Origin of the sequence: Halomicronema hongdechloris C2206 (assembly GCF_002075285.3) — a bacterium.
Classification (GTDB): Bacteria; Cyanobacteriota; Cyanobacteriia; order Phormidesmidales; family Phormidesmidaceae; genus Halomicronema_B; species Halomicronema_B hongdechloris.
Genome location: NZ_CP021983.2, coordinates 1,568,398 through 1,591,546, shown reverse-complemented (window position 1 = coordinate 1,591,546; position 23,149 = coordinate 1,568,398). Strand labels below are relative to the sequence as shown.

At 56.3% G+C, this 23,149-nt stretch carries 24 protein-coding genes and 1 tRNA gene; 15 read left to right on the top strand and 10 right to left on the bottom strand.

Annotation, left to right across the window (positions count from 1 at the left end):
* Positions 1 to 243 precede the first annotated feature (243 nt).
* A complete protein-coding gene (gene nagA, locus XM38_RS07185; RefSeq protein WP_088429407.1) occupies positions 244 to 1,410 on the bottom strand; it encodes an N-acetylglucosamine-6-phosphate deacetylase in 1,167 nt (388 codons plus the stop codon).
* 214 nt (positions 1,411 to 1,624) lie between these two features.
* Between nagA and XM38_RS07180 the strand changes: the two genes are divergently transcribed.
* Entirely contained in the window at positions 1,625 to 2,824 is a 1,200-nt protein-coding gene (locus XM38_RS07180) for a hypothetical protein (protein WP_080807313.1), read from the top strand.
* 154 nt (positions 2,825 to 2,978) lie between these two features.
* Here XM38_RS07180 and XM38_RS07175 read toward each other — a convergent pair whose 3' ends face one another.
* A complete protein-coding gene (locus XM38_RS07175; protein WP_137455041.1) occupies positions 2,979 to 3,161 on the bottom strand; it encodes a hypothetical protein in 183 nt (60 codons plus the stop codon).
* On the opposite strand from XM38_RS07175, the gene XM38_RS07170 reads away from it, so the two are divergent.
* Positions 3,160 to 3,630 carry a hypothetical protein gene (locus XM38_RS07170; RefSeq protein ID WP_137455040.1) on the top strand — a complete coding sequence of 157 codons (471 nt, stop codon included), beginning with the start codon at positions 3,160 to 3,162 and terminating at the stop codon, positions 3,628 to 3,630. The two genes, XM38_RS07175 and XM38_RS07170, sit on opposite strands and share 2 nt — an antisense overlap.
* 85 nt (positions 3,631 to 3,715) lie before the next feature.
* The gene (locus XM38_RS07165) at positions 3,716 to 4,678 is read left to right on the top strand and encodes an aldo/keto reductase (protein ID WP_080807321.1); all 963 of its coding nucleotides are present in this window, start codon (positions 3,716 to 3,718) and stop codon (positions 4,676 to 4,678) included.
* 283 nt (positions 4,679 to 4,961) lie between these two features.
* On the opposite strand, the gene XM38_RS07160 is transcribed toward XM38_RS07165, so the two are convergent.
* Positions 4,962 to 5,228, bottom strand: coding sequence for a hypothetical protein (locus tag XM38_RS07160; protein ID WP_080807324.1), 267 nt, complete (start codon positions 5,226 to 5,228; stop codon positions 4,962 to 4,964).
* A 15-nt stretch (positions 5,229 to 5,243) separates the two neighbouring features.
* Positions 5,244 to 6,110: a LysR family transcriptional regulator gene (locus XM38_RS07155; RefSeq protein ID WP_088429405.1), complete on the bottom strand. Its 867-nt coding sequence runs from the start codon at positions 6,108 to 6,110 to the stop codon at positions 5,244 to 5,246.
* Between the two features lie 154 nt (positions 6,111 to 6,264).
* Between XM38_RS07155 and XM38_RS07150 the strand changes: the two genes are divergently transcribed.
* The 4 genes from XM38_RS07150 (at position 6,265) to cysE (ending at position 8,528) form a co-directional block, all read left to right on the top strand.
* The gene (locus XM38_RS07150; RefSeq protein WP_080807330.1) at positions 6,265 to 6,804 is read left to right on the top strand and encodes a peroxiredoxin-like family protein; all 540 of its coding nucleotides are present in this window, start codon (positions 6,265 to 6,267) and stop codon (positions 6,802 to 6,804) included.
* A 100-nt stretch (positions 6,805 to 6,904) separates the two neighbouring features.
* Positions 6,905 to 7,285, top strand: coding sequence for a hypothetical protein (locus XM38_RS07145; protein WP_080807333.1), 381 nt, complete (start codon positions 6,905 to 6,907; stop codon positions 7,283 to 7,285).
* 95 nt (positions 7,286 to 7,380) lie between these two features.
* Positions 7,381 to 7,788 carry an MAPEG family protein gene (locus XM38_RS07140; RefSeq protein ID WP_080807336.1) on the top strand — a complete coding sequence of 136 codons (408 nt, stop codon included), beginning with the start codon at positions 7,381 to 7,383 and terminating at the stop codon, positions 7,786 to 7,788.
* A gap of 173 nt (positions 7,789 to 7,961) precedes the next feature.
* Complete coding sequence (gene cysE, locus XM38_RS07135; RefSeq protein WP_202978996.1) at positions 7,962 to 8,528, top strand: serine O-acetyltransferase; 567 nt, start codon at positions 7,962 to 7,964, stop codon at positions 8,526 to 8,528.
* A gap of 18 nt (positions 8,529 to 8,546) precedes the next feature.
* Here cysE and XM38_RS07130 read toward each other — a convergent pair whose 3' ends face one another.
* Positions 8,547 to 9,137: a hypothetical protein gene (locus XM38_RS07130; RefSeq protein ID WP_080807339.1), complete on the bottom strand. Its 591-nt coding sequence runs from the start codon at positions 9,135 to 9,137 to the stop codon at positions 8,547 to 8,549.
* A gap of 368 nt (positions 9,138 to 9,505) precedes the next feature.
* Between XM38_RS07130 and XM38_RS07125 the strand changes: the two genes are divergently transcribed.
* A complete protein-coding gene (locus tag XM38_RS07125) occupies positions 9,506 to 9,952 on the top strand; it encodes a hypothetical protein (RefSeq protein ID WP_080807340.1) in 447 nt (148 codons plus the stop codon).
* 188 nt (positions 9,953 to 10,140) lie between these two features.
* On the opposite strand, the gene XM38_RS07120 is transcribed toward XM38_RS07125, so the two are convergent.
* Positions 10,141 to 10,214: transfer RNA gene (locus tag XM38_RS07120), tRNA-Pro, on the bottom strand.
* Positions 10,215 to 10,595: 381 nt separating this feature from the next.
* Between XM38_RS07120 and XM38_RS07115 the strand changes: the two genes are divergently transcribed.
* Both XM38_RS07115 and XM38_RS07110 read left to right on the top strand, forming a co-directional pair.
* On the top strand, positions 10,596 to 11,018 hold the full coding sequence (locus XM38_RS07115; RefSeq protein ID WP_080807343.1) for a hypothetical protein: 423 nt from the start codon (positions 10,596 to 10,598) through the stop codon (positions 11,016 to 11,018).
* A gap of 141 nt (positions 11,019 to 11,159) precedes the next feature.
* Complete coding sequence (locus XM38_RS07110) at positions 11,160 to 12,635, top strand: phosphoglucomutase/phosphomannomutase family protein (protein ID WP_088429403.1); 1,476 nt, start codon at positions 11,160 to 11,162, stop codon at positions 12,633 to 12,635.
* An 18-nt stretch (positions 12,636 to 12,653) separates the two neighbouring features.
* Here the strand turns inward: XM38_RS07110 and XM38_RS07105 are convergent, their stop codons facing one another.
* On the bottom strand, positions 12,654 to 14,126 hold the full coding sequence (locus XM38_RS07105; RefSeq protein ID WP_080807346.1) for an aminotransferase-like domain-containing protein: 1,473 nt from the start codon (positions 14,124 to 14,126) through the stop codon (positions 12,654 to 12,656).
* 198 nt (positions 14,127 to 14,324) lie between these two features.
* Here XM38_RS07105 and XM38_RS07100 point away from each other — a divergent pair, with 198 nt between their 5' ends.
* Positions 14,325 to 14,603: a hypothetical protein gene (locus XM38_RS07100; protein ID WP_080807349.1), complete on the top strand. Its 279-nt coding sequence runs from the start codon at positions 14,325 to 14,327 to the stop codon at positions 14,601 to 14,603.
* 44 nt (positions 14,604 to 14,647) lie between these two features.
* On the top strand, positions 14,648 to 15,472 hold the full coding sequence (locus XM38_RS07095; RefSeq protein WP_080807351.1) for a PhzF family phenazine biosynthesis protein: 825 nt from the start codon (positions 14,648 to 14,650) through the stop codon (positions 15,470 to 15,472).
* A gap of 48 nt (positions 15,473 to 15,520) precedes the next feature.
* Here XM38_RS07095 and XM38_RS07090 read toward each other — a convergent pair whose 3' ends face one another.
* Together XM38_RS07090 and XM38_RS07085 are read right to left on the bottom strand one after the other, a co-directional pair.
* Positions 15,521 to 16,552: a succinylglutamate desuccinylase/aspartoacylase family protein gene (locus XM38_RS07090; protein WP_080807354.1), complete on the bottom strand. Its 1,032-nt coding sequence runs from the start codon at positions 16,550 to 16,552 to the stop codon at positions 15,521 to 15,523.
* A gap of 160 nt (positions 16,553 to 16,712) precedes the next feature.
* Positions 16,713 to 17,807, bottom strand: a complete 1,095-nt coding sequence (locus XM38_RS07085; protein ID WP_080807359.1) for a saccharopine dehydrogenase family protein — start codon at positions 17,805 to 17,807, stop codon at positions 16,713 to 16,715.
* Between the two features lie 319 nt (positions 17,808 to 18,126).
* On the opposite strand from XM38_RS07085, the gene XM38_RS25825 reads away from it, so the two are divergent.
* Positions 18,127 to 18,279 carry a hypothetical protein gene (locus XM38_RS25825; RefSeq protein ID WP_187329316.1) on the top strand — a complete coding sequence of 51 codons (153 nt, stop codon included), beginning with the start codon at positions 18,127 to 18,129 and terminating at the stop codon, positions 18,277 to 18,279.
* A gap of 119 nt (positions 18,280 to 18,398) precedes the next feature.
* Positions 18,399 to 19,193, top strand: coding sequence for an exodeoxyribonuclease III (xth, locus tag XM38_RS07080; RefSeq protein ID WP_080807362.1), 795 nt, complete (start codon positions 18,399 to 18,401; stop codon positions 19,191 to 19,193).
* Here the strand turns inward: xth and XM38_RS07075 are convergent, their stop codons facing one another.
* On the bottom strand, positions 19,194 to 19,751 hold the full coding sequence (locus tag XM38_RS07075) for a GNAT family N-acetyltransferase (protein WP_080807366.1): 558 nt from the start codon (positions 19,749 to 19,751) through the stop codon (positions 19,194 to 19,196).
* Positions 19,752 to 19,773: 22 nt separating this feature from the next.
* On the opposite strand from XM38_RS07075, the gene XM38_RS07070 reads away from it, so the two are divergent.
* Positions 19,774 to 23,025 (top strand): DEAD/DEAH box helicase, encoded by a 3,252-nt coding sequence (locus XM38_RS07070; RefSeq protein ID WP_088429399.1) that lies wholly within the window; start codon positions 19,774 to 19,776, stop codon positions 23,023 to 23,025.
* Positions 23,026 to 23,149: the final 124 nt, after the last annotated feature.

The following is a 23,149-nucleotide window of genomic DNA, read 5'->3' as shown; positions in this document are numbered from 1 at the left end:
TAGGTTACCCCCTCTGATTGTGAAGCTGATGAAACGGGTCAAGTCGAAGGTTTGGAAGCGCTTTGCTTTAGTCGTTCTGGGATTGGTGGTAATGGTGTTGGGCTATGGAGGGCTCCAGCTTGTTGAGCCGGTGGCGATCGCCCAGGTTAGTGCTTCTCCGGATGAGCTGAGTTTTAGTGGGCGGGCACTACTGGTGGCATCAGATGCTGATCATGCGCCGCGCCTATCTGGCCGATTTTCCGCCTATAGGGCGGCACCTTCTAGGGCTGCATCAAATAGTTGCAGCTGTCCTCGGTCGACGATGGCGGTGACCCGTAGGCTCTGGTCGAAGATCACCAGGTTAGCCAGGTAGCCGGGAGCGATGAGGCCGAGATGATGGTCCTGTGCGATCGCACGGGCCGGATAAAGGCTAGCCATGCGCAGGGCCTCGGCCAGGGGCAACCGCAGCTGCTGCACACAATTGGCAACAGCAGCCATCAGGGTCAGGGCCGAGCCCCCCAGGGTGCCATCGGCGGCAACACACTTGCCCTGGCGATAGAACACCTCTTCCTGGCCAATCCAAAAGGAGAACATCTGGGTGCCCACTGGCGGCATGGCATCACTCACCAGCAGTAATCGGTCTCCCTTAATCTGCTTGGCCAGAGCTACGGAGCCGAAGTGGACATGGAGACCATCGGCAATGATGCCGGCATAGACCTCCGGCCGACTCAGAGCCGCTGCCACCAGCCCCGGCTGCCGACTGTGCCAGGGCGACATGGCATTAAAGAGATGGGTGACCATGGTGATGCCGGCCTCAAACCCAGCCAGGGCCTGCTCATAGCTGGCATTGCTATGGCCTGCCGAGACCACGATCCCGGCTTGGCTGAGGCAATGGATAGGCTCGCTGCCGGTAATGTCTGGGGCCAGGGTCACCACTGTCACTGTATCGCCGCCGTATTGAGCGATCCGGGCTAGCATGGCCTCGTCCACTGGCCGCACATGGCGGCCATCGTGAATCCCCCGACGCTGGGGATTGAGGTAAGGTCCCTCCAGATGCAGGCCCAGCACTCGCTGGGGATAGTGCTGGCGATAGGCCTGAACTACGGCCATGGCCTGCTCCATGGCGTCGTCCGATGTAGTAATCAGGGTGGGCAGAAAGCTGGTGGTGCCGCTGCGTAGATTGGTGCGATGCATGCGATCTAAGGTCTCAGCCGTAATGGCGTCATTGAACAGCACACCGCCACAACCATTCAGCTGCAAGTCAATGAAGCCAGGGGCAACCTGTTGCCCTGGCAGAGGAACTCGAGGGCAGGCAGCCGCCAGGACTGCCACCGGCACCACATCCATAATGTGCTGCCCTTCAATCAGCAAGGCCTGCCCCGAGAGCTGCTGCTGGCCGGTGTAGAGCGTGGCCGGGGTGAGGGCATACATGGAGAATGATTCTCTAGCACAGATCATCGGCATCTTATCCCAAGTCTGACTGCCAAATCTGCAGAGGGGTCCTACGGACTTCATGCCGCCTAAACAGCTCTGCAAGCAATGGATAAGACTGTAGTATTTGCTATCTCCTGCAGCCGAACCGATGGGATATTACTACAGTCATAGTCCCTAGCCCATGCTTATTGCCCCTCACCGTCGGTGTGCCATGACCACTCAGCTGCAGCCCATCCTTACTCGCCTGCTACAAACCCCTCAACTGTCTACTGCACCTGATCTAGGTAAAGAGCAGGCTCCTGCCTCTCTGAATCAGGCCTTTCTGATCCTACTGGCCGGTCCCCAGCAGCCCCAATTTACCCGGGCGAAAGATCTACTGGCCACGGCCCAGGAGAATGCCCAGTATGCCGAGCTGGCCCGCTTCTATCAGCAAGGACTACAGCGGATTCAAACCGAGCTGGCCGACCCCGTCGTGGCCCAGCGCTTCACCCGCCCGGCTGCGGCCTGGAGCCACCTGAGTGACGACGAGTTGGCAGAGGCCACTTGGTCTGTGTTCTTTCCAGAAGCCGTCGGCATCTATGGTCAAGAAACCGACCGTGTAGCAGAATTACGCCAGCGCCGCACCGTTACCCTGACCCAGTTGGCCCCGGAGCCGATTACCGATTCGGCCCAGCAACTGCTGTTGACATCTAATGCTCTGTTGACCGTGCCACTGGCCAGCACCGCCATCTCTGAGTTGCCCTTCGACGATGAGTTTTGTCAGCAACTGCAAGCCGTGGCCCAGGAACCGCAACTCTACTGGTACGACCACCCCATTCCCATCGGCATTACGCCCGAGAATAACGAGATTCTCTATGGCTTACGGGCCCTGAACCAAGCCCTGGACGTGGAGCGCCAGCGAGGCCATCTGGGCCAGCAGCCGGTCCCCTGTGCCCTCTCGGTGTCAGTCACCCACAAAGGACTACAAACCCTGGCCAAGGAGTATCTGAAGCAAACCCTAGCGGCGGATGCGCCCCTGCACAATCTGAACATCTTCGCCTTCACCGAGGCCGATACGGAGGCCCTGGTGCGGCAGGTGCTGCTGCCGGCCGTGGCCCAGTATTGCCCCACCCCTGCAGCCGCTGATCTGTTGTCTGTCTTCGGGGTGGATGGTCGCTACGGTCGCCACTACAGTTTCCTCAAGGCCATCAGCGCCCTCTGGCAGGGATTGGTGGCAGATACCGTGCAGGGTACCTTCAAGATCGATCTGGACCAGGTCTTTCCCCAGAGCGAGCTGATTGAGCAGACCGGGGCCTCGGCCTTCGAGCACTTCATGACGCCCCTGTGGGGAGCTAAGGGCACTGACGCCTGGGGCCGCCCATCGAGCTGGCTTGATCGCCGGGGCCCTGGTGAATCAAAAGGATATCCATAAGGGGCTGTTTACGCCGGATGTGCCTTTTCCCCCGGGGCCCAAGAGTATCGACGAGTATATTTTCTTCAGCCCCCTGCCCCAGGCCCTCTCCACCGAGGCCGAAATGATGACCCGCTACCAGATCGGCTCTGAGTTGGATGGTGAGACCGCTTGTCTACAGCGCATTCATGTCACCGGCGGTACCAATGGCATTCGCATCGACAGCCTGCGACGCCATCGTCCCTTTACCCCTAGTTTTATCGGCCGGGCCGAAGATCAGGCCTATATCTTCTCGACCCTGACCCAGCCCCAGCCTCGCCTGGGTTATGCCCACGCCGCCGGGCTGATCATGCGCCATGACAAGGAGGGTTTGCCCAGGAGCGATCAAACTGGCCAAGATGGGCAAGCTGGTGGGCGATTATGTGCGCATCCTCATGTTTTCCGCCTACGCCCGCACCCTAAGCGCCGATATTACCGCCCTAAAAGCCGAAACCGATCCCTTCACTGGTGGCTTTATCTCGGCCATGCCGGTGACGGTGGTGTTGCTGCGATTTGCCCTGAAGCTGGCGTCCTTGTACAGCCAAGGGGACGTGGCCCAGGCCCAGGAGCTAATCCGCATCGGCATCCCCCAATTGCAGGAGGCCCTAGCCTTTACTGAGGGAGAAGAGAGCCAGCTGGCTGCAGCCTACCGCCGCGAACGCCGAGGTTGGGATCTGTTCTACCAAGTCCTGGATCGGCTGCAGGCAGGGGTGCAACAGGGGGATGCCTTGGCCTTAGCCCTACAACGACAGGCCCAATACTTGGTAGACAGCTGTGGGGTGAATTAGAGTCGTACGCTCAGGTCGTTGCTGTCGAGTCCACCCTGGCTTCAGTATCATTGAACCGCGCTGACCAGGGAGGACGGACACTGCCATGCGAACAGTCCAACTCAGCCACACCGACGCCACCGTCAGTTGTTTGGCCTTAGGGACGCTGCGATTTGGCACCCTCAGAAGCTATGACGAGGCGGCCCAGCTGTTAAATATCTATACAGAGGCGGGGGGAAATTTTCTCGACACGGCCAATTGCTATAACCAATGGGCGGCCAACGGCAAGGGGGGAGAAAGCGAAACCACCATCGGTCGCTGGTTGCAAGAGCGGGGCAACCGTGAGGATATCTTTATTGCCAGTAAGGTGGGATTTGGCTGCGGCGATATTCCCGACGGCCTAGCCGCCAAGACCATCATTACCTCCTGTGAGGAGAGTCTGCGGCGGTTAGGCACCGATCACCTCGATCTGTTCTATGGCCACAAGGATGACCTCAATACGCCGTTGGAAGAGACCCTGGCCGCCTTTTCCCAGCTGATAGAGGCAGGCAAGATTCGCTTCGCTGGGGCCAGCAATTATCTGGCCTGGCGGTTGGCCGATGCCGATGCGATCGCAACTGCTAAGAACCTGACTCCATTTACCTGCGTTCAGCAACGCTTCACCTACCTGCGTCCCCAGCCCGGGGGATACTTTTATCCGCAACGGTTGATCGATGAAAACCTAGCCACCTACTGCGATGCCCGCGGTAAGACCATGCTGCCCTATACGCCACTGTTACGGGGCGCCTATGTCAGACCCGAGCGGCCCATTGCCGAGAGTTATCAGGGACCCGATACCGATGCCCGCCTAGCCGCCCTGCAGGAAGTATGCCAAGAAACGGGGGCAACGCCCAATCAGGTGGTCCTGGCCTGGATGCTGCAGCGCCAGCCCCCCATGCTTCCCATTTTCTCTGCCGGCACTGCCGACCATCTGCGGGAAAATCTCGGCGCCGTATCGCTGACCCTATCAGAAGCTCAGATGACCAAACTGACTATGGCCGGCCATTGTCCCAACCAAGAGCCCAACTAGTATGCCAAGGCAGAGCATAAACCTCGGCAAGCAAACAGAGGGCTCGACCTGGATTCAGGGTCGCGCTGCGCTTGCCCCGGAATGACGGAATTGTTGCCGCGATGAGCCTGTTACCCGAAAAAACTAGTCCTGTCATTGCCGCGGCAGCGGGAATCCAGCTATAGCACTTCTGCACCCGAAGGAGGCCTACTGAGTGCAACACCCTCTACTGAATGCTGGGTCGCAAATCAATTACTTGGAAGCCCACTGCTGCTTCATGCGCTCGATGCGCTGCAACAGGGTTTCATTCGACAGCCGGGCATAGAGTCGCTCCACCAGCAAGGGAAAAGTCCAGCACCCACTGGAAGTCGGCGTCGCTGAGATCTGCGTAGGCGATAGTTTGCCGCAGGGTCTGCAGCGTGGTCTCGGGCGCAAAGCCATCGCCGCAGGCCAGGGTGACCAGATGCTGTACCAAGACGTCGTAAGGGCACTGACGCGGCGGACGGCACTCGATGGTGCCGGTCTCCAGCCCCTGACGAAAGGCAGTGATTTCCAATTCTTGCCCTCTCATGTCTACCTTGACGTACTAGCCTGCTCCCCAGCTGTGGCTGGCGGCAAAGTGACAAAACTGCTCGACCAGCTTTGAAGTCTGCTGTTGCCGCCATTTCATCCCAACTGTGCGTTGAAAGTCGACGTCTGCGATGGGCAGGTAGGCGATACGGCTGAGCCCCTGCCAGTGGGGCATGATGCTGACGCCTAATCCAGCTTGAATCAGGGCAATCACCCATTCCTCGTGGCTGGCCCGGTATATGATATTGGGCTGCACATCGGCCGCTGCCAGGATTTGGCACTCCTGTTCATGGAACTCGCAGTTTACCCGGTCGATGAAAGGTTGCCCATCTAATTCAGTGAGCCGAATCGAGGCGCGTTGGGCCAGGGGATGGGTTAGCGGTAACGCCAGCAGGAGCTTCTGCTGGAATAGGGCAGTGGATAGTTGCGGGTCGTCGCGATCTGCCAAGGCGGTCAGCGTCACATCAACATCTCCCTGTTCTAGCTTCTCCCGCAACAGGGCTAGGGTGCCGTCGTGCACCTCAATGGTGACATGGGGATGATGGTGCTGGAAGGTGCTGACTAAGGCAGCTAGTTCAGCCACTCGTAAGGTACTCAAGACACCGACCCGTAAGATGGGACGCTCGTAGAAGCCCTTCAACTCTTTCAGGGCGGCCTGGTACTGCCCCATGATTGCCATGGCCTTGGCCTGGAAGGCCCGACCCGCTGGCGTCAGCACCGTACGACGCCCGCCCCGCTCGAAGAGGCATACGCCCAACTCCTGCTCTAATTTCTTAATGCCTGCCGATAGAGACGGCTGAGACAAGTAGAGGCGCTCGGCGGCCCTTGAGAAGCTGCCAGTTTCGGCAATCGTGAGGAAGTAGCGTAACTGGTATATGTCCATCTATAGTCGACGCCTATAACTTCTATCATCAATATAGCCTTGATGAATAGATTAGCCTGTCGCACCATAGGGACATCACCAACGGCAACACAACTATAAATTCAGTTGGTTGTTGCCGCAGAAATGACATGAATTAAGGCCAACCTGTAGAGCGATGCTGACATCTGAAAACGCAATCTCACCCAAGTTACTGATGGGGCATTTGGCGCCAAACTTAGCTGTTGACACAGTTGATGGCAGTCATTGGAAATTGAGCGACCAACGCCCTGAAAATTATACGCTTATTGTCTTTTACAGGGGACTTCATTGCCCCATTTGCCAGCAGTATTTGGCTGACTTAGATCAGGCCCTCGAGGCGTTCAGCCAATTGGGAGTCACGGTCATAGCCGTCAGTGGCGATACCTATGACCGGGCAAAACAGTTGCAAGAAACAGCCAAGATTGAGACTTTGACCATTGGCTATGGCTTAGCGCCAGAGGACATGCGTCGATGGGGCCTGTATTTGAGCCGCGGCCATTTTAAGCAAGAACCGGCACTATTTAGTGAACCGGCCTTGTTTCTGGTGAAGCCAGATGGCCGACTTTACTATGCCAATATTGGCACCCATCCCTTCTCTCGCGTCAGTTTTGAGTTTCTGTTGCAGGGTTTGGAATACATCATTCCTCGAAATTACCCATTTCGAGGAACGGAATAGATTGGCAGATTCAATCGATGCCGTCTCAGGTTCACGACGGCTTTGTCATCAGGCGTATTACCTGACAGCTTTCCCTAGTTAATGTCAATGGAGACTGATCATGAATACCATTCGCTGGATTACGAGTTCTATGCACGGAGTCATTGATTATGCCGGAGCCTTTGGCTTGATCACGATTCCCCTGATTGCCAACTTCAAAGCAACCTCAGTCATTGCCTTGGGGCTTTCTGTAGGGGCTGGGCTGGCATTATTGACCTATAGCCTGCTGACAGATTATAGACTCGGCCTGAAGCGTTTGATTCCCTTCAAAGTCCATTTGCTTTTAGATGCCTTGGCCAGTGTGACGTTTTTACTAGCTCCAGTTTTGTTTGGCTTTGATGGCTTTGTGCGGCTATTTTTCTGGGCCAATGGCGTGGCGGTGCTAATCGCCGTAGGGCTGAGCGATTATCGGTCTGTTCCTAAATCAACGGCACTCCATTGAAGCAAGGGTTTACGGCTGGGATTGACACGACGAATCCCAGCCATGATCAAAAGATGTTGAAACCGCCTACTCTTTTATCACTCAGGAGATGAACCATGGAATTAACATTATTTTATCTGGCGGCTAGTGGCATGTTGTGCGTTTTGTTATGGGTGCCCTATATTCTGAATCGCGTGTTTGTTTGGGGAATCCCAGCCTTCGTGAGCAACTATCCCAGCAAGAAGTTTCCCGCCGATGTCCCCGCTATTCCGATCTGGGCCGAGCGAGCCCAACGCGCCCATCTCAATATGGTCGAAACGCTGCCAGCCTTTGCAGCAGTTGTACTGGCCGCCTATTTAACGAATGGGAATAACCCGGTGGTGACGCTTTGGGCGGCCGTCTTTTTCTGGGCCAGGGTGTTTCATGCCAGCGTTTACATTCTGGGTGTTCCCTACTTGCGGACGCCGACGTATCTGGTGTCTTGGGCGGCGGTTTTAATCATTGGTGCCCAGGTAATTGTGTAGCGGCCAGCTTACAGCGTTCCTCTGAAGCATTGTCAGGAGCCTACCGATGTCTCCACTTGTCTGTGCCTAAGTCTCGTGGTGCCGTGTCCACTCAGGCTGCCGTTGCAGAGTTGCGCAGGGCTCCCCTAGCCCCAGGAAAGCGATCCCCTTGCCAGGCAGCAGGGTCGTCAACCATATCCCCGGCAACTTGGCGGCTTCGAGACAACCTAGTTGCGGCGCTGATCGCTGACTTCCGAGCCATCTTTGCGTGTGACCCGGCGGCTCGCCACTGGTTAGAGGTGTTGCTGTGCTCGCCAGGGCTGCATGCCCTGGCCGGTTATCGGCTGGCCCATTGGCTGTTTCGCCGTCGTTTGTCGTTGCTCCCCAGATTGATATCTCACGGAGTGCGGTGGCTGACGGGAATTGAGATTCACCCCGGGGCTTGTCTTGGTCGTGGTGTGGTGATTGACCATGGTATGGGGGTTGTCATCGGTGAGACGGCAGTGGTTGGCGACCATGCTCTGATCTACCAGGGCGTGACCCTAGGCGGTACCGGCAAGGACCTGGGCAAACGCCATCCCACCCTGGGCTGCCATGTGGTGGTGGGGGCAGGCGCCAAGGTTCTGGGCAACATCCATATTGGCGACTTTGCCCGCATTGGGGCCGGTGCCGTGGTGTTGCGGGATGTGCCGGCCCATTGCACGGCGGTTGGGGTGCCTGCTCGTCATATTTGTCGTCAGCGGGGTGATGCAGAAGCTTGAGGGAATCGCTGCTGCACCCTATGGATACAGATTAATGGGGTCATTTGGTTTCACCACGACGACGCGATCGGCGGTGACATTACCGACGGCGGCCCCAGCGGCGGCCCCACCCAGGATCTCAGCTAGGTCGGCGTCCCCTAGTACTTCTCCCAGCACTAGCCCGCCGGCGGCACCGATGCCGGCATCTTCTGCGATCGCACCTGTGTCAGTATCGCGGGGGTCTTTGATATCCGTGAGCACCCCTGAGGTGGCATTGAGGGGATAGCTGCGGCCATCAATGATGACAGCATTGGCCTCGTAGCGCAGGCCACCCTCAGCCGGCACATATTGCCCCTGAATCTCGGCCCCAGGCGGCAAATACCGACCATTTACCGTCACCCCCTGTTCCACTTCCAGGTTGTAGGAATAGGCCCGATCATTGTTGAGATAGAGGGTTTGCTGCTGAATGCTGCTGGCGGGAATTACCTCGGCTTGGGCGATTCGCACCGCAGTCTCCGGGGAAGCGACGGCGCTATCGGCACCATATGCCCCGCCGACCAGCAGGACCGACCCCGTTGCTAGGGTGGCCAGGGTATTGCGAAGGGTGTGTGTGTGGAGATGGGAAGTCATGGAAACAGATAGTTGCAGCCTATTTAGATCGTGGCAACTGAATGCCCGACGCAACATCGGGTGTTCGGTAGACATTACTCTCTAACGGGCAAAACCTCTAAGCAAGATCGGAATGCCATCATTGTGTCCTATTGGTGGGATTGATTGTTCCAGCCACAAGGTCGGCAAGCCTGACCTAACTTGCTCAATGTAGCAGCGCAGTTCATTCAGTCGGGCTGGATCTACTTCTGGCAGACGATGCTGTATAAGTTCTAGAAAGTGCACCTCTTCGGCATTCGCTACGCTTTGGGAGGTTGGCTCCGGTTAAAGTCTCCAGCAACTGAGCCACAGCCTCCAGTTTATTTTGAGGTAGTTGTTCTGGCAGGAATATGGCCCGTTGGAGGTCTGAAGCCTCTAAGTACGATCTGCAGAGTGCCGAAATTTCAGGTGCTATTGCCAAAAACGTTCACGGCGACCAAGTTGGCAGCACCATCAACAATTATGGTGCTAACCTCAATGAAATCAATCGCTTGCTCACCACCCTCCGCAAACAAGCTCAAACCTTCTTTGCCGAACACAAAGACGAAGCTCTCGACTTAATGGATGATTTGGAAGCCGGCCTGCAGAAGTCAGAACCCGATCCTGAACGCATTGGGCGACGGCTGAAGCGGTTAGTTGCTGTTGCCACAGCAGTCGGCACCATTACCGCTGGTGCAGTCACCTTCTCTGAAGACTTAAACGAGCTTACAGCTAATGTGATTAAGCTAACCGAAACCTTGAACATCCCGGTTGAGCAGATACGCTCCAATCGGATGCCACCAACAGCCTCGCCATAGCAGCCCCAGGGCCGGATAACCAGGGCTAGAAATCACCGATGGCGGGAGTCGTAGCGCAGCGTGCCGCAGGCTTAGCCACGGCCCCAGGGCCGGATAACCAGGGCTAGAAATCACCGATGGCGGGAGTCGTAGCGCAGCGTGCCGCAGGCTTAGCCACGGCCCCAGGGCCGGATAACCAGGGCTAGAAATCGGGATGGCGGGATTCGAACCCACGGCCCCTTCGTCCCGAACGAAGTGCGCTACCAAACTGCGCTACATCCCGTAATGCATATTCAGACTAGCACAGAAGCCTGTGCTTACTCAGAGGCGACGACAACTTCCTGCAAAAGTGTCCGGAACCCAACCGAGATAGCAGAATCCTTAGGTAGATAAGAAGCTCTTCATGGTTGTCTGGAGAGTTCCGGATGAACCAAGGGCAGATCTTTCAGATTCCAGTGTAACCTTGCTCGATTACCGACAACGGCTAGTTTTGGCAGCACTAGCGCTGAACTGAGGCTGTCACACTCACGCGTGATTTGCACACAATAGTACGCTGTCTCACCATCAATACCAGCAGGATTCAGGGCAACCTACCGTGTTTTCTCCTAGTCTTCCTTCAGCTAATCCACCTACCCTCGAGCTGGCTAATCGAAGGGCGACCCCTTTGCCCATCCCATCTCCTCGTCTCATAGAGTTTCATCGATTGGCTCCCTTTGAGCGAGTAACCCATCAATTTCATGAGTGGGGACTGTGCTTCGATGGTGCCATCGTTATTTTGCCGTCTAACTCCAGTTTTATTGAGGGAGCACAGAAACTGGTCGTAGTGCCTAGCCGCCGCACCATTGCCATCAACTTACAAGCGCCAGTAGATCAGGCCACGGTGTGGGTGCGAGGCTACCAGAGCATTCATCTCAGTGCCCTGGATCGGGACGGCCATTGCCTGGCCCTATCCTTTACCGAAGCGGCCTCTGCAAATTGCCCACCTCAACCCGCCTGCTTGCAAAAGATATCAATTAATGTCGCTGGCATCTATCGCCTGGTGTTGGAATCAAAGAGCTCATTTGTCCTGGAAGGATTGCAACTTTAGAGCGTCAGAGTAGCCTACATATTTATGGCCTGCTTATAAATTCTCCATGAGATGTCAAGGAAGGGCTGGTGTAGGGCGCAAATCACCCGATAGACTCATGGCAGCCGATTTACTGTCGTCTCACATAACTATCTACGGATTATGACTGCCGCTCCCTCTTTGGCTGCGTTTAAACCCAATCCTATTCGGTTTGGCACTGATGGTTGGCGGGGCATCATTGCTGCTGACTTTACCTTTGAACGGTTGGCTCAGGTGGCTAGTGCCGCCGCCCACGTGCTGGCTAGTTGCTACGGTGACAAGACGGCCCAGTCCACCATCATCATCGGTTATGATCGACGGTTTCTGTCTCCCGAATTTGCCCGCGTGGCAGCCGAAGCTGTCACCCAGGCAGGGTATAACGTACTCTTGTCGAAAACCTATGCTCCAACCCCGGCATTTAGCTGGGCCGCTAGACACCAAGAGGCCTTAGGAGCATTAGTAATTACAGCCAGTCACAATCCTGCTATCTATTCCGGCGTCAAGATCAAGGGCGCTTTTGGTGGGTCAGTGCCGCCAGAGATTACCCAACAGGTGGAGACGCAGTTGGAGCAGCCCTCGCCCATGGCTGAGCACAAGGGATCCCTGTCTTTGTTTGATCCCTGGCCGAATTATTGCCAGGCGCTACGCAGTTGCGTTGATGTTGAAGCAATTCAAAAATCCCTCTCCAGTGGGCAGGTGACTTTGTTTGCCGATGTGATGCACGGGGCAGCGTCGGGGGGATTATCTAAGTTGCTGGGTGACGGCCTGGTTCAGGAACTGAATGGCTCGGCTGATCCAACCTTTGAAGGGGGAGCTCCGGAACCGCTGCCTAAATATATTGCAGACTTGCTGCAGACGGTGGCCAACCATCAACCGCCCCTAGAAAATGGGTGCACGGTGGGGCTAGTGTTTGATGGGGATAGCGATCGCATCGCGGCAGTGGACGGTAGCGGCAAGTTCTTGAGCTCCCAAGTGCTGATTCCGATTTTGATTGAGCATCTTACCGCCCGGCGAGGGTATCAAGGGGAGGTAGTGAAGACCATCAGTGGCTCCAACCTGATTCCGGCCCTGGCCAACCTCTACGGCTTGTCCCTGCACGAAACACCCATTGGCTATAAGTACATCGCCGATCGCATGTTAGAAAGCTCCGTGCTGCTCGGCGGGGAAGAATCGGGAGGCATTGGTTACGGCCATCACATTCCTGAACGGGATGCCCTGCTCTCGGCGCTCTATGTCTTGGAAGCCGTGGTCATGTCCGGCCTCGATCTCAGCGATCTATACCGGACCCTGCAGGAGAAAACCGGCTTCACTTCAGCCTACGATCGCATCGATCTGCCCCTGGCCAACATGGACGTGCGGGCGAAATTATTAGACTCTCTGCAAAGCCAGACCCCCCAAGACATCGCCGGCAAGGCCGTCAGCGAGTGTCTCACCATCGATGGCTATAAATTTATCCTGGAGGACGGCAGCTGGTTGCTGATTCGCTTCAGCGGCACCGAGCCGGTGTTGCGCCTCTACAGCGAAGCCTCGACCCTGGAGGCGGTGCACGCCTATCTGGCCTGGGCTAAGGATTGGGCCAATGCCATCGGCGGCAACTAGGGAGGATGAGCGCCGGGGTTAGCACTGCTGCTTCAGCAATTGCCCCAAGGTAGCGATGCCCTGCTCGATCACCTCTGGCGGTTGGGCGAAACTCAGCCGTAGGGCGGGGTACCCCCGTTGATCGGCGAAGAAGGCGGTGCCAGTGCCCAGCAATAGTCTGTGGTGCAGGGCCGCCTGAGCGAGGGCAGCCAGATTTGTCTGGGGGGGCAGCTGAATCCACAGAAATAAGCCTCCCTGGGGAGTGGTCCAGGAGGCTTCTGCCGGAAAGTGGGTCTCTAGGGCTTTTAGCATCACGTCTCGATTTTGCTGGTTCATAGCCCGCAGTAGGTTAAGGCGCCGCCGGTAATGGCCGGTGGCTAGGTATTCGCTGATGATGGCCTGGGACATGATCGACACGTGGAAGTCGTGGAGCAGCTTGCGTTCCACTAAGGGGGTATAGAGGGGACCGGTGATGACGGCATAGCCCACCCGCAGGGCTGGCATCAGGGTCTTAGAAAAGGTGCCGAAGTATAGGATGCGATGGCCCTTCAGGGCCGATCCTTGACTATTGCATCGATCTAGAGCCTTAATCGGCGGTGGTGTCGGCCCAAAACTCAACCACTCGTAGGCATTATCTTCCAAGATCAAGCAGTCATACTGCTCAGCCAAATCGATCAACTGCCGGCGATGGGCCAAATCCGTGGTGATGCCCGTGGGATTATGCTGAGTACTAATGGTGTAGATTAGCTTAGGTCGATGGCTCTGCAGATATTGCTCCAGCAGTTCCAGGTTCATGCCCGACGTAGTCATGGGAATGCCGATGATCTGGGCTCCCACCTGCCGCAGTAACGATAGGAAGCCATGGAACGTAGGTGATTCCACCACCACCCAGTCCCCCGGTTGCAGCAGCAGCTGCAGCACCAAGGATAGGGCCTGCATAGAACCATTAGTGATCAGCAAATTATCAGGGGTAACCGGCAGTCCCAATTGCACCAGTAACTGGGCAATCTGGTCCCGCAGGGTAGGATCGCCCTGGGGATGATTATGGCTAAAGAGCCGCTCCGCCGCCCGTTTGACAGCTCGCCGAGCAATTCGCTGCAGATCGTCAAGCCCAGTAGGTTGAGGAAAGCCGCTGCTGAATTTAATGATATCCGGTTGGGATTCCGCTTGCAGGATGGCGTCGCTGATCTCTAGAAACGAAGTGGCATGGCCATTGGGAATAATCACCTGCTGCGCTGGCGCAAACGTAGACGGGCGCTTAGGTTGGCTGCGAGCCGGTGGATTGATAAAAAATCCAGCTCCCTGGCGCGCCTGGATCAACCCATCCGCCTCCAACACACTGTAGGCTTCAATCACCGTCAACTTATTGACATTAGCGGTATGGGCCATCTGACGAATCGACGGCAATCGATCCCCTGGCTTCAGCCCTCCCGATTGAATCAGATGGCTGATAGAATTGCGAATCTGCAGATAAACCGGCTCCGCCGCCTGACGGTCAAGGGGGATCTTCATCGCCACATCCCGAGCAAGGGTCTATACCCCCACTGTAAAGAGAACTGATCGGATCCAGATAGTACAGTCCTGGGTATTTTGACTAGAACAGTGACCTTTTTTAAAACTGTTCTAGCTAAAACTCCTGATTTTGTCCCCTACTCTTGCTGAAGTAGAGAATCCACCATGGGAGCTGTTGATATTGCAACAGGTACTCCTATGATTGGCTCTAACTCCCCCTACTACGACCATCAGCATCCATCCCACCGAACCAGTCATCCTCAGTACCAGCAGGCCCTTAAATCAAGCTTCAGCCGCATATTTGCCCCTCTCTTGAAAGGATTGACTGCTGGTGATCAGCCTCGAATCCACTATCGTCAGCACGGCAGTGGCTCGGGCTACTGGCAAGTCTATGACCCCGTCAGCCAACGCCATCATCGTTTCGCCACCGAACAGGAGGTGCTGAGCTGGCTAGAACAGCGCTATTACCAGCGATAAGATGATGCCACCAACCCAACCGACAGTATTGCAAGGAACTCTCCATGGCTTACCCCATCAGCCAAGTCGATGCCTTTACCGATAAACCCTTCCGAGGAAATCCAGCCGCCGTCTGCGTCCTAGCTGAAGCGGCTGAGGTCGATTGGATGCAGGCCGTCGCCGCAGAGATGAATCTGTCAGAGACGGCATTTCTCCATCCGGTTGCAGATGGTTTCCAGCTGCGCTGGTTTACGCCAGCGGCAGAAGTCGCTCTCTGTGGTCACGCCACCCTAGCCAGTGCCCATGTGCTCTGGAGTGAAGGCCACCTTGCCCCCAACCGCGAAGCCCGCTTCCATACCCGCAGTGGTCTACTGACGGCAACCCAAGCAGGAAGTTGGATCAGCCTCAACTTTCCAGCTCAACCTTCAGAAGCCATTGAACTACCGGCTCCTCTGCGGCAGGCTCTCCACCTAGATGAGGTGACTCCCCGATATGGGGGACAAACACCGACAAATTACCTGATAGAACTCCCCCAGGCGGAACAGGTACGCAGCCTACAACCAGACTATGCTCTGCTCAAGACCCTACCCCGACAAGGGGTGATTGTGACCAGCCAAGCCGATGCCCAGCCCTATGACTTCATCAGTCGCTACTTCGCCCCTAAGGTAGGTATCGATGAAGACCCAGTTACCGGATCAGCCCACTGCACTCTAGGGCCCTACTGGCAGGGACAATTGCAGAAGTCAGCTCTATTGGCTTATCAGGCGTCTGCTCGGGGCGGTGTGTTGAAGCTACGATGCCAAGAGGTTACAGCAGTGAGCATGGACCATCCCGCTCGCGTCGAGATCAGCGGTAAAGCCGTGACCGTTTTACATGGGCAATTGCTCTAACCCCAACAGCTAGCAGTACAAGATTGTCCTAGTTTGGGCAACAAGGGACTAACTATCGGTCAATTGCGCCACATGTACTAGGGCGTCTCCCTGATGCACCAATGGGTTCTGGCTATGCCCGATCACCATCCCTGCCACTGGGCTACGAATCTCCACCCGGTGATCTCCAAAGGCATCAGCAACAAACCCTAACCGCTGCCGCAGCATCAGTCGCTGGCCTAAATGCACCTCCCGATGCCACAGTCCCCCACGGCTAGCGCGAATCCATTTAGTCGTCCGAGTTTCCAGGGGCACTGGCACCGAGTTGGGCACGTCCAATTGCAACATCTTCAGGGTTATCATCACCCGTTGAATTCCCTCCATGCCCCGTTGAATCGCCATTTCATCAAATCGTAGCGCTTCTCCCGCCTCATACAACAGGGTCGGAATCCCACGCTGGGCCGCGGCCTGACGTAGAGATCCGTCCCGCACTCCGGAGTGAATCAAAATCGGGGCACCGAAGGCTTTGGCTAGGGCATAGGTGGTGAGATCGTCCAGGTCAGCCCGAATTTGGGGCCAATTAATCCGGTGAATCGCGGCGGTGTGAAGATCAATACCCAGATGACAGTGCCCCACGATCTCCCGCATCAATAATGCAGCTAACCGAGCCGCCAAAGATCCCCGCAAAGATCCTGGAAAGGCGCGATTCAAATCCCGGCGATCGGGCAAATAGCGAGATTGTTCTAGCAGGCCAAAAATATTAACTACCGGTACCGCGATCAAGGTTCCCCGTAACTGACTGGGCTTGAGGGGATTGACCAGGCGACGAATAATTTCTACCCCATTCAGTTCATCGCCATGGATGGCTGCACTCAACCAAAGACAGGGGCCGGCCTCCTTGCCATGAATCACAGTAACCGGTAACGATAGGGTTGTCCCCGTCGGCAACCGGGCCACAGGAATCTCAATCTTGAGTCGTTTGCCAGGGAAAATCGAGGTGCCAGCGATGGTTAAGGGTTGGACAGGAGCAGCCGTCGCAATCAGGGTCTCCAAGCCTTGCCCGTCGTTAATGACCTCTCGAGCCTTGCCGTTGTCATTCATCCCGCCTACCCTAGCCGATGCCCAAAGTATAGTGCTAGCCAGATGACCACTAAGCTTGGACCTAAGCTTGGGCTCTGAGTCAGAGACGATTTGCCAATTCTCCAGACAGTCAGCAATAGCAAAACGCTCTATCCAAGTTATCTAGCCCACGATATCGATCTCACCCTAGCCGTTGCCACGACTGGCCAATTGCTAAGCCCCGCTGTTCCAATCCCTGCTCCAGTAAAGTTGTGGGCACTGCCAACTCCACTGGCCATACCCCTGGCTGCTGTAAGTCCCCAGAGAGCAGGGCCTGAGCGACGAGGCCCGTGCCCAGGCCAGCAGCCGTTGCCGTGCTGTCATGGGTAAAGCTGCCGGTGTAGCGAGTTGGCTCTCCCTGTCGTTGCCCTTCAATGTCTACCCGCATGGCAATACCAATGCCACTGAGGCGATCGCTCCACTCGGTCATACGATAGCTAGTCTGAGCCAAAAACTCCACCATGCCGGGACGTCGTAGCCAGATTTTCGGCAAGCGGGCTGTGAGCCAGGTGAGATGGTTGTAGATGTCGGGCTGGGACCCGAACTTAGTGATGACTGTGCGCAGCGGAAATGACTCCGGTAGGGTCATGGCCTCAATGGTATTGAACCAATAGACATGGCAAGGGCCGTAGGGAACTGGGAATACCAACCGTTGTCGCTGGCTATAGGGGGCAACAGATTGCCAGCGGCCATCGATCCAGGCCCGAATCGGGTGCAGCAACTCTAAAAACGTGGTGCGCATCACAGTTACTCCGGCTCCTCCGGAGCCGGCGACTATATAACTGAGTTGGGCTGTCTCGGCCTGATCCAGGGACTCGACTCCCTGCCGTACCATGACGTTAGAAATCCCTGGAAAGACGCCGGTACTCACGATGGCAGTGACACCAGCGGCGGTAGCGGCCTGGCCATGGCTCAGGGCCTGCCGCACATAGGCAGGATTGTCGGCCACATCTAGGTAATGCACTCCCTGGTCTATACAGGCCAGCAGTACCCGATCGTCGCGATAGCTGAAGGGGCCGGCACAGTGGATGACAAGATCATGCTGGGCGATGGTTTCTCGTAACTGTTGATGGTCGTCCAGATCCAGGCTTAACACCCGCCATGGCATCTTAGTCCTTGGTGTCACTGGCCGTCGCCCCGTGATAGTAATGGTGGCATCGGCGTATTGCTGCAGGTCCTTGGCGACGGCCCCGCCAATACGACCACACCCTCCTAAGATCAAAACCTGCTGGGACATGGATTAGGCCTCAGAGAACGTTTAAAGCATCTGATCGGGGTCTCAAAAGTATCTCGGTAGAGATGCCAGACCCCTGAAACCTCGATGTCTTTGCCTCAGTCCAGTGGCTTATGCTGCCGATAGGCTACCTTTTCAACCATCCTCTCAAATGATTTCGCCGTGTTGGGATCATGATCTCACCGAATAGAGGCAGACACCCATGAATAGCCAGGTTGATGGTAGCGACTCCTAAGGGATATCTCCTTTTCAGAAGACTTAGGCTGCTAGTGGGGACCATGGTACAGTTCATAGGACTTGCCAGGATTGAGTGTATCCTTCCATGCCCTCCTCCTTACTCGTGGACGCCGCCGCCGACTTTACCGCTGGCGTGGCCATGGTTCGCCTCGGCAACCGCCTTGGCTATATCGATACCACCGGCCGTTGGGTGATCACCGTGGCCGACGATGCCATTGAGGACGACACACCTCTTTGACCAACACCTTGCCCTCCAGAGGGGCGGACGATTTTCCCATGGCATAACCTCCTGACGAACCTCTCCTGAATCTCTCTGTTCATCGCTGTATGCTAGGAGACGCGACTCTTCCCTATCCTATGCAAGTTGCCACCTGGAATATCAACTCCATTCGCACTCGCCTACCCCATGTGACCCAGTGGCTACAGGACCATGTCGTTGATGTGCTGTGTCTGCAGGAAACCAAGGTGATCGATGGAGACTTTCCTCTGCAGGCCTTCGAAGACATCGGCTATCAGGCCCATGTCTACGGACAGAAAGCCTACAATGGGGTTGCCATGATTAGCCGCGTGCCGCTGCAGCGAGTCCGGAAAGGTTTTGCGGCGATATTGGCAGCGGACCGAGTGGGCGATCTCGACGCCCAAAAGCGGGTGATCAGCGCTGTGATCGGGGATATTTGTATCGTCAATCTCTATGTGCCCAATGGCGCCAGCGTCGGCAGTCAAAAGTATGATTACAAACTGCGGTGGCTGCACTGCTTACGGGATTATCTGCAGCAGCTATTAGCGGAGTACCCTAACCTCAATGTCTGTGGTGACTTTAATGTTGCCCTAGAGGATCGAGATATCTACGATGCCAGTGATAAAGCCAATCATATCATGGCCTCTGCTGCCGAACGTCAGGCCCTGCAAACGGTGCTAGGGATTGGACTGCAGGATGCCTTTCGCAAATTCACTGCAGAGCCCGGCCAGTTTAGTTGGTGGGATTATCGGGCCGCATCCTTTCGCCGTAACCTGGGCTGGCGTATCGATCATCACTATCTCTCCGATCCCCTATACGAGCGGGCGATTAGCTGCACCATTGATGTCGAACCGCGTAAATTAGAGAAACCTAGTGACCATGCTCCTGTGATCGTGGAGTATCCCACTCCCTAGCTATAGCAGGGATTTATAGAACATCACCGCATCCACAAAGCTGCCATCGGGGAGATGCACAGCTTCGGGAATCTGACCTAGGCGAGAAAACCCGAGGCTGTCCCACAACTTTAAAGAAGGGATGTTGGTCTCGAATACCAGGTTAAACATGACGGCCCGGTAGCCCAGTTGACGAGCCAAGCCGAGCATTTCTTCTCCCATCAGGCGACCAATCCCCCGTCTCCGCACCTCAGGCGGTACAATGAACCCAGCATTGCAGATGTGACTGCAACGGCCGGGGAAGTTGGGCTTGATATAAAAGGCACCGATGATCTCTGGGGTTTTCTCTGTGTTGATTGGGTTTTCCTGGCATTGGCGTACCACAAAAGCATGTCCCTTCATCCAATAGTGAGTGAAGTCAGTCCAGGAGAGGGACTGTTCCTGAGGGTAAGTTTGGCCGACGGCAATAATGGCATTCAGCATTGCCTGCACCGCGAGGGCTTCGTGGGACCCCATGGCATCTAATTCTACAGGGGTGCTGTCCCTAAGGCGACGCTGGATTGGAATGTGTAGTGGCATGACGGTAAGCAGTTGAGATTGAATGGCGATTTTACACGGTAGCTGGTTGACCGATCAGAAGCGTTTCTGCATCTGGGGGGAAACGTGGCGGCGAGTTGAGGCTATGGTTGATGCCGATGCCTCCCCCCATCCTCTGGCCATGACGGCTCTAGAGCTCCTGACCCTGTTAGAGAGCTGGGGTAGGAGTGACCAAGCACAGGCTGCTGAGGATGCGGTCATGCTACCAGCTTCGGTTTGGGAGACCCTGCGCCAACAGGCTACCCAACAAGATCAAAAGTCGTCACCTCGACAACAGAAGCGGGGAAAATCTAGTCGGTCTAAGACCCATCAGGATCGGTGGATAACCCCGGTGATGGCATTGCCGACAGATATCCATGATGCTGGGCTTTCGCCCCGTCATTCGGCGGATCCGCCAAAGGACGATACGGTGTTGTATCCATGGCAGGTAGCGGGGGTGTGGTTGACCCCAGAGGAGACCATGAGCTTTTTGGTGAGTCTCCCTCTTGGTTCTTCTTTGGCCCAAGCGTCACCAATTGGCGGCGATCTGAGGTATTGGTCCCATGTGGCCCGTTGGGCCTTGGATTTGATGGGGCGGGGCAAGTTTCTGCCAGCGGTGACGATTACCAGTCAAGCCATGGCTGCTTGTTGGGAGTTGGTGCTAGAGAGTGCTGTCGACCAGGAACGGTTGCGGCAGTTCTCCCAGCGCTTACCGCTGGCCTGTCGCAGCCAGCAGCTGGAGAGCGATCAGGATACTGTTGGGGTCAAAGTAGAGTTGCCGCCCCCTCCTGAATCGGTGCTGATGAGCTTTCTGCAGACGTTGGTGGATGCTCGGGTGCGTGCGATCGCAAAAGACCATCCTCTGCCCAGCACTTCCCTAGTCGATCCAGAACTGCCTGTCAAGGAATGGCTAGCCACCCTAGCCCATCCAGATGGCCAGCTAGATGCCAACCCAGTAGGAGCCTCACGGCTGCGGGATGCCCTACAAACCTGGACGGCTCCTCTGCAAAGTCCCCAGGCCCATCAGGCAGCCCGATTTCGTCCCTGCTTTCGGTTGACTCCCCCCAGCCAGACCAACGGCGAAGCTCCCTGGCAGCTTAGCTATGGCCTGCAGCTAGCCACCAACGCCGAGTGGTATCTCCCGGCCGAGGTGATCTGGCACCGTCCCGTCGACCGACTCCATTACCAAGGAGAAGTCATCACAGCTCCCCAGGAACTCCTACTCAGGGGCCTCGGTCGCGCTGCCCGCCTCTACGAACCGATTCGAGCCAGTCTGGGGCAGCAGCAACCCACAGCGTGCTCCCTAACCTCCATCCAGGCCTACGAATTCATCAAATCCACCGCTTGGGTGCTGCAAGACAACGGCTTTAACATCGTCTTGCCTCCAGGCCTAACCGACTCCGGCGACAGCCTCAATAGTCGCTTGGGGCTACGCATTCAAGCCCAGGCCCCGGCCCGTCGGCAACGGCAACGGTTGGGCTTAAAGAGCCTACTGGATTTCAAGTGGGAGTTATCCATTGCCGGGGAAACCCTTTCCCAGCAGGAGTTCGAGAATCTGATCACCCAGGGATCCCCATTGGTACAGATCAACGATCGTTGGGTAGAGCTACGACCCCAAGATGTGCGGGCCGCCCAGACCTTTCTGCAGCAGTCTAAAGCAGATTTGCCCCTCTCGGTGGAAGATGCCCTGCGCATCAGCACTGGCGACACCCAGGTCATCAATAAACTGCCAGTTGTTGACTTCGAAGCCTCCGGTGCGCTGAAATCTCTGATTGACACCCTCACCACCGGCAACCAAACCCTAGAACCCGTCGCCGAACCCGCAGGCTTTCAAGGGCAACTGCGTCCCTATCAGGCCTGGGGGATCTCCTGGCTGGCCTTTCTAGAGCAATGGGGCCTGGGGGCTTGCCTAGCCGATGACATGGGCTTGGGGAAGACCATTCAGTTGATCGCCTTCTTACTCTATCTGCGACAGCAAGATCTACTGGAGGCCCCTACCCTGCTGGTCTGTCCCACCTCGGTGCTGGGTAACTGGGAACGCGAGGTCAAACGCTTTGCTCCCGATCTCAAGACCCTGGTCTACCACGGCGACAAGCGGCCCCACGGCACCGCCTTTACCAAGGCAGCCAAGGCCGTCCAAATGGTGATCACCAGTTACCCTCTGGTGAAGCGAGATCTGCGAGATCTGAAGCGAGTCGAGTGGCAGGGCCTAGTCCTAGATGAAGCCCAAAACATTAAAAATCCCGAGGCCAAACAATCCAAGGCCGTGCGAGAACTAGAGGCCCAATTTCGCATTGCCCTGACCGGTACCCCGGTGGAAAATCGGCTGGCGGAGCTGTGGTCGATCATGGATTTTCTCAACCCTGGCTATTTGGGGCCTCGCAATTTCTTCCAACGGCGTTTTGCTACTCCCATCGAGCGCTACGGCGATACCGCTTCCCTCAGCACCTTGCGATCGCTAGTGCGACCCTTCATTCTGCGGCGGCTCAAGACCGACCGCAGCATCATCGCCGATCTGCCCGAAAAGCAGGAAATGACCGTATTCTGCGGTCTCTCCTCCGAACAAGCCGCCCTCTATCAACAGGTGGTGGAAGACTCCATGGCCTCCCTGGAAGAAACCGATGGCATCCAGCGCCATGGCCTCATCCTGGCCCTATTGACGAAACTGAAACAGATTTGCAACCATCCGGCCCAGTTTCTGCAAGAGTCTGCTCCGGTTCAACCGGCCCGCTCCGGGAAATTGCAACGCCTTGACGAAATGCTGGAAGAAGTCATCTCCGCAGGTGATCGGACCCTCATCTTCACCCAATTTGCCGAAATGGGGAAACAGCTGCGGACCCACCTAGAGCGCCAGTTTGGCCAAGAAGCCCTGTTTCTCTACGGCAGCACCAGCAAGGCTCAGCGGGAAGCCATGGTCGATCGGTTTCAGCACGATCCCGATGCCCCCCGCTTATTCATTCTCTCCCTCAAAGCCGGCGGGGTAGGGCTCAACCTGACCCGAGCCAACCACGTCTTTCACTTTGACCGTTGGTGGAACCCAGCAGTAGAAAACCAAGCCACCGACCGGGTCTTTCGCATTGGTCAGACGCAGACGGTGCAAGTCCATAAGTTCGTCTGCACCGGCACTCTGGAAGAACGCATCCACGAGATGATCGAGTCGAAGCAAACTCTCTCAGAACAAGTGGTGGGCACCGGCGAGCAATGGCTCACCGAACTCGATACCGATTCCCTGCGACAACTGCTCTTGCTCGACCGTCAGGCGATCATGGATACCTAGATCGGTCTCGTTCGTCTCGTTCGTCTCATTCGTCTCGACCCTAGCTATGGGCCCCTCTCTGGCAGCAGAGTGTCCACGGCAAGGGGGTCAATGCCATCGTTTCATCGCAAAGATATTCAAAAAT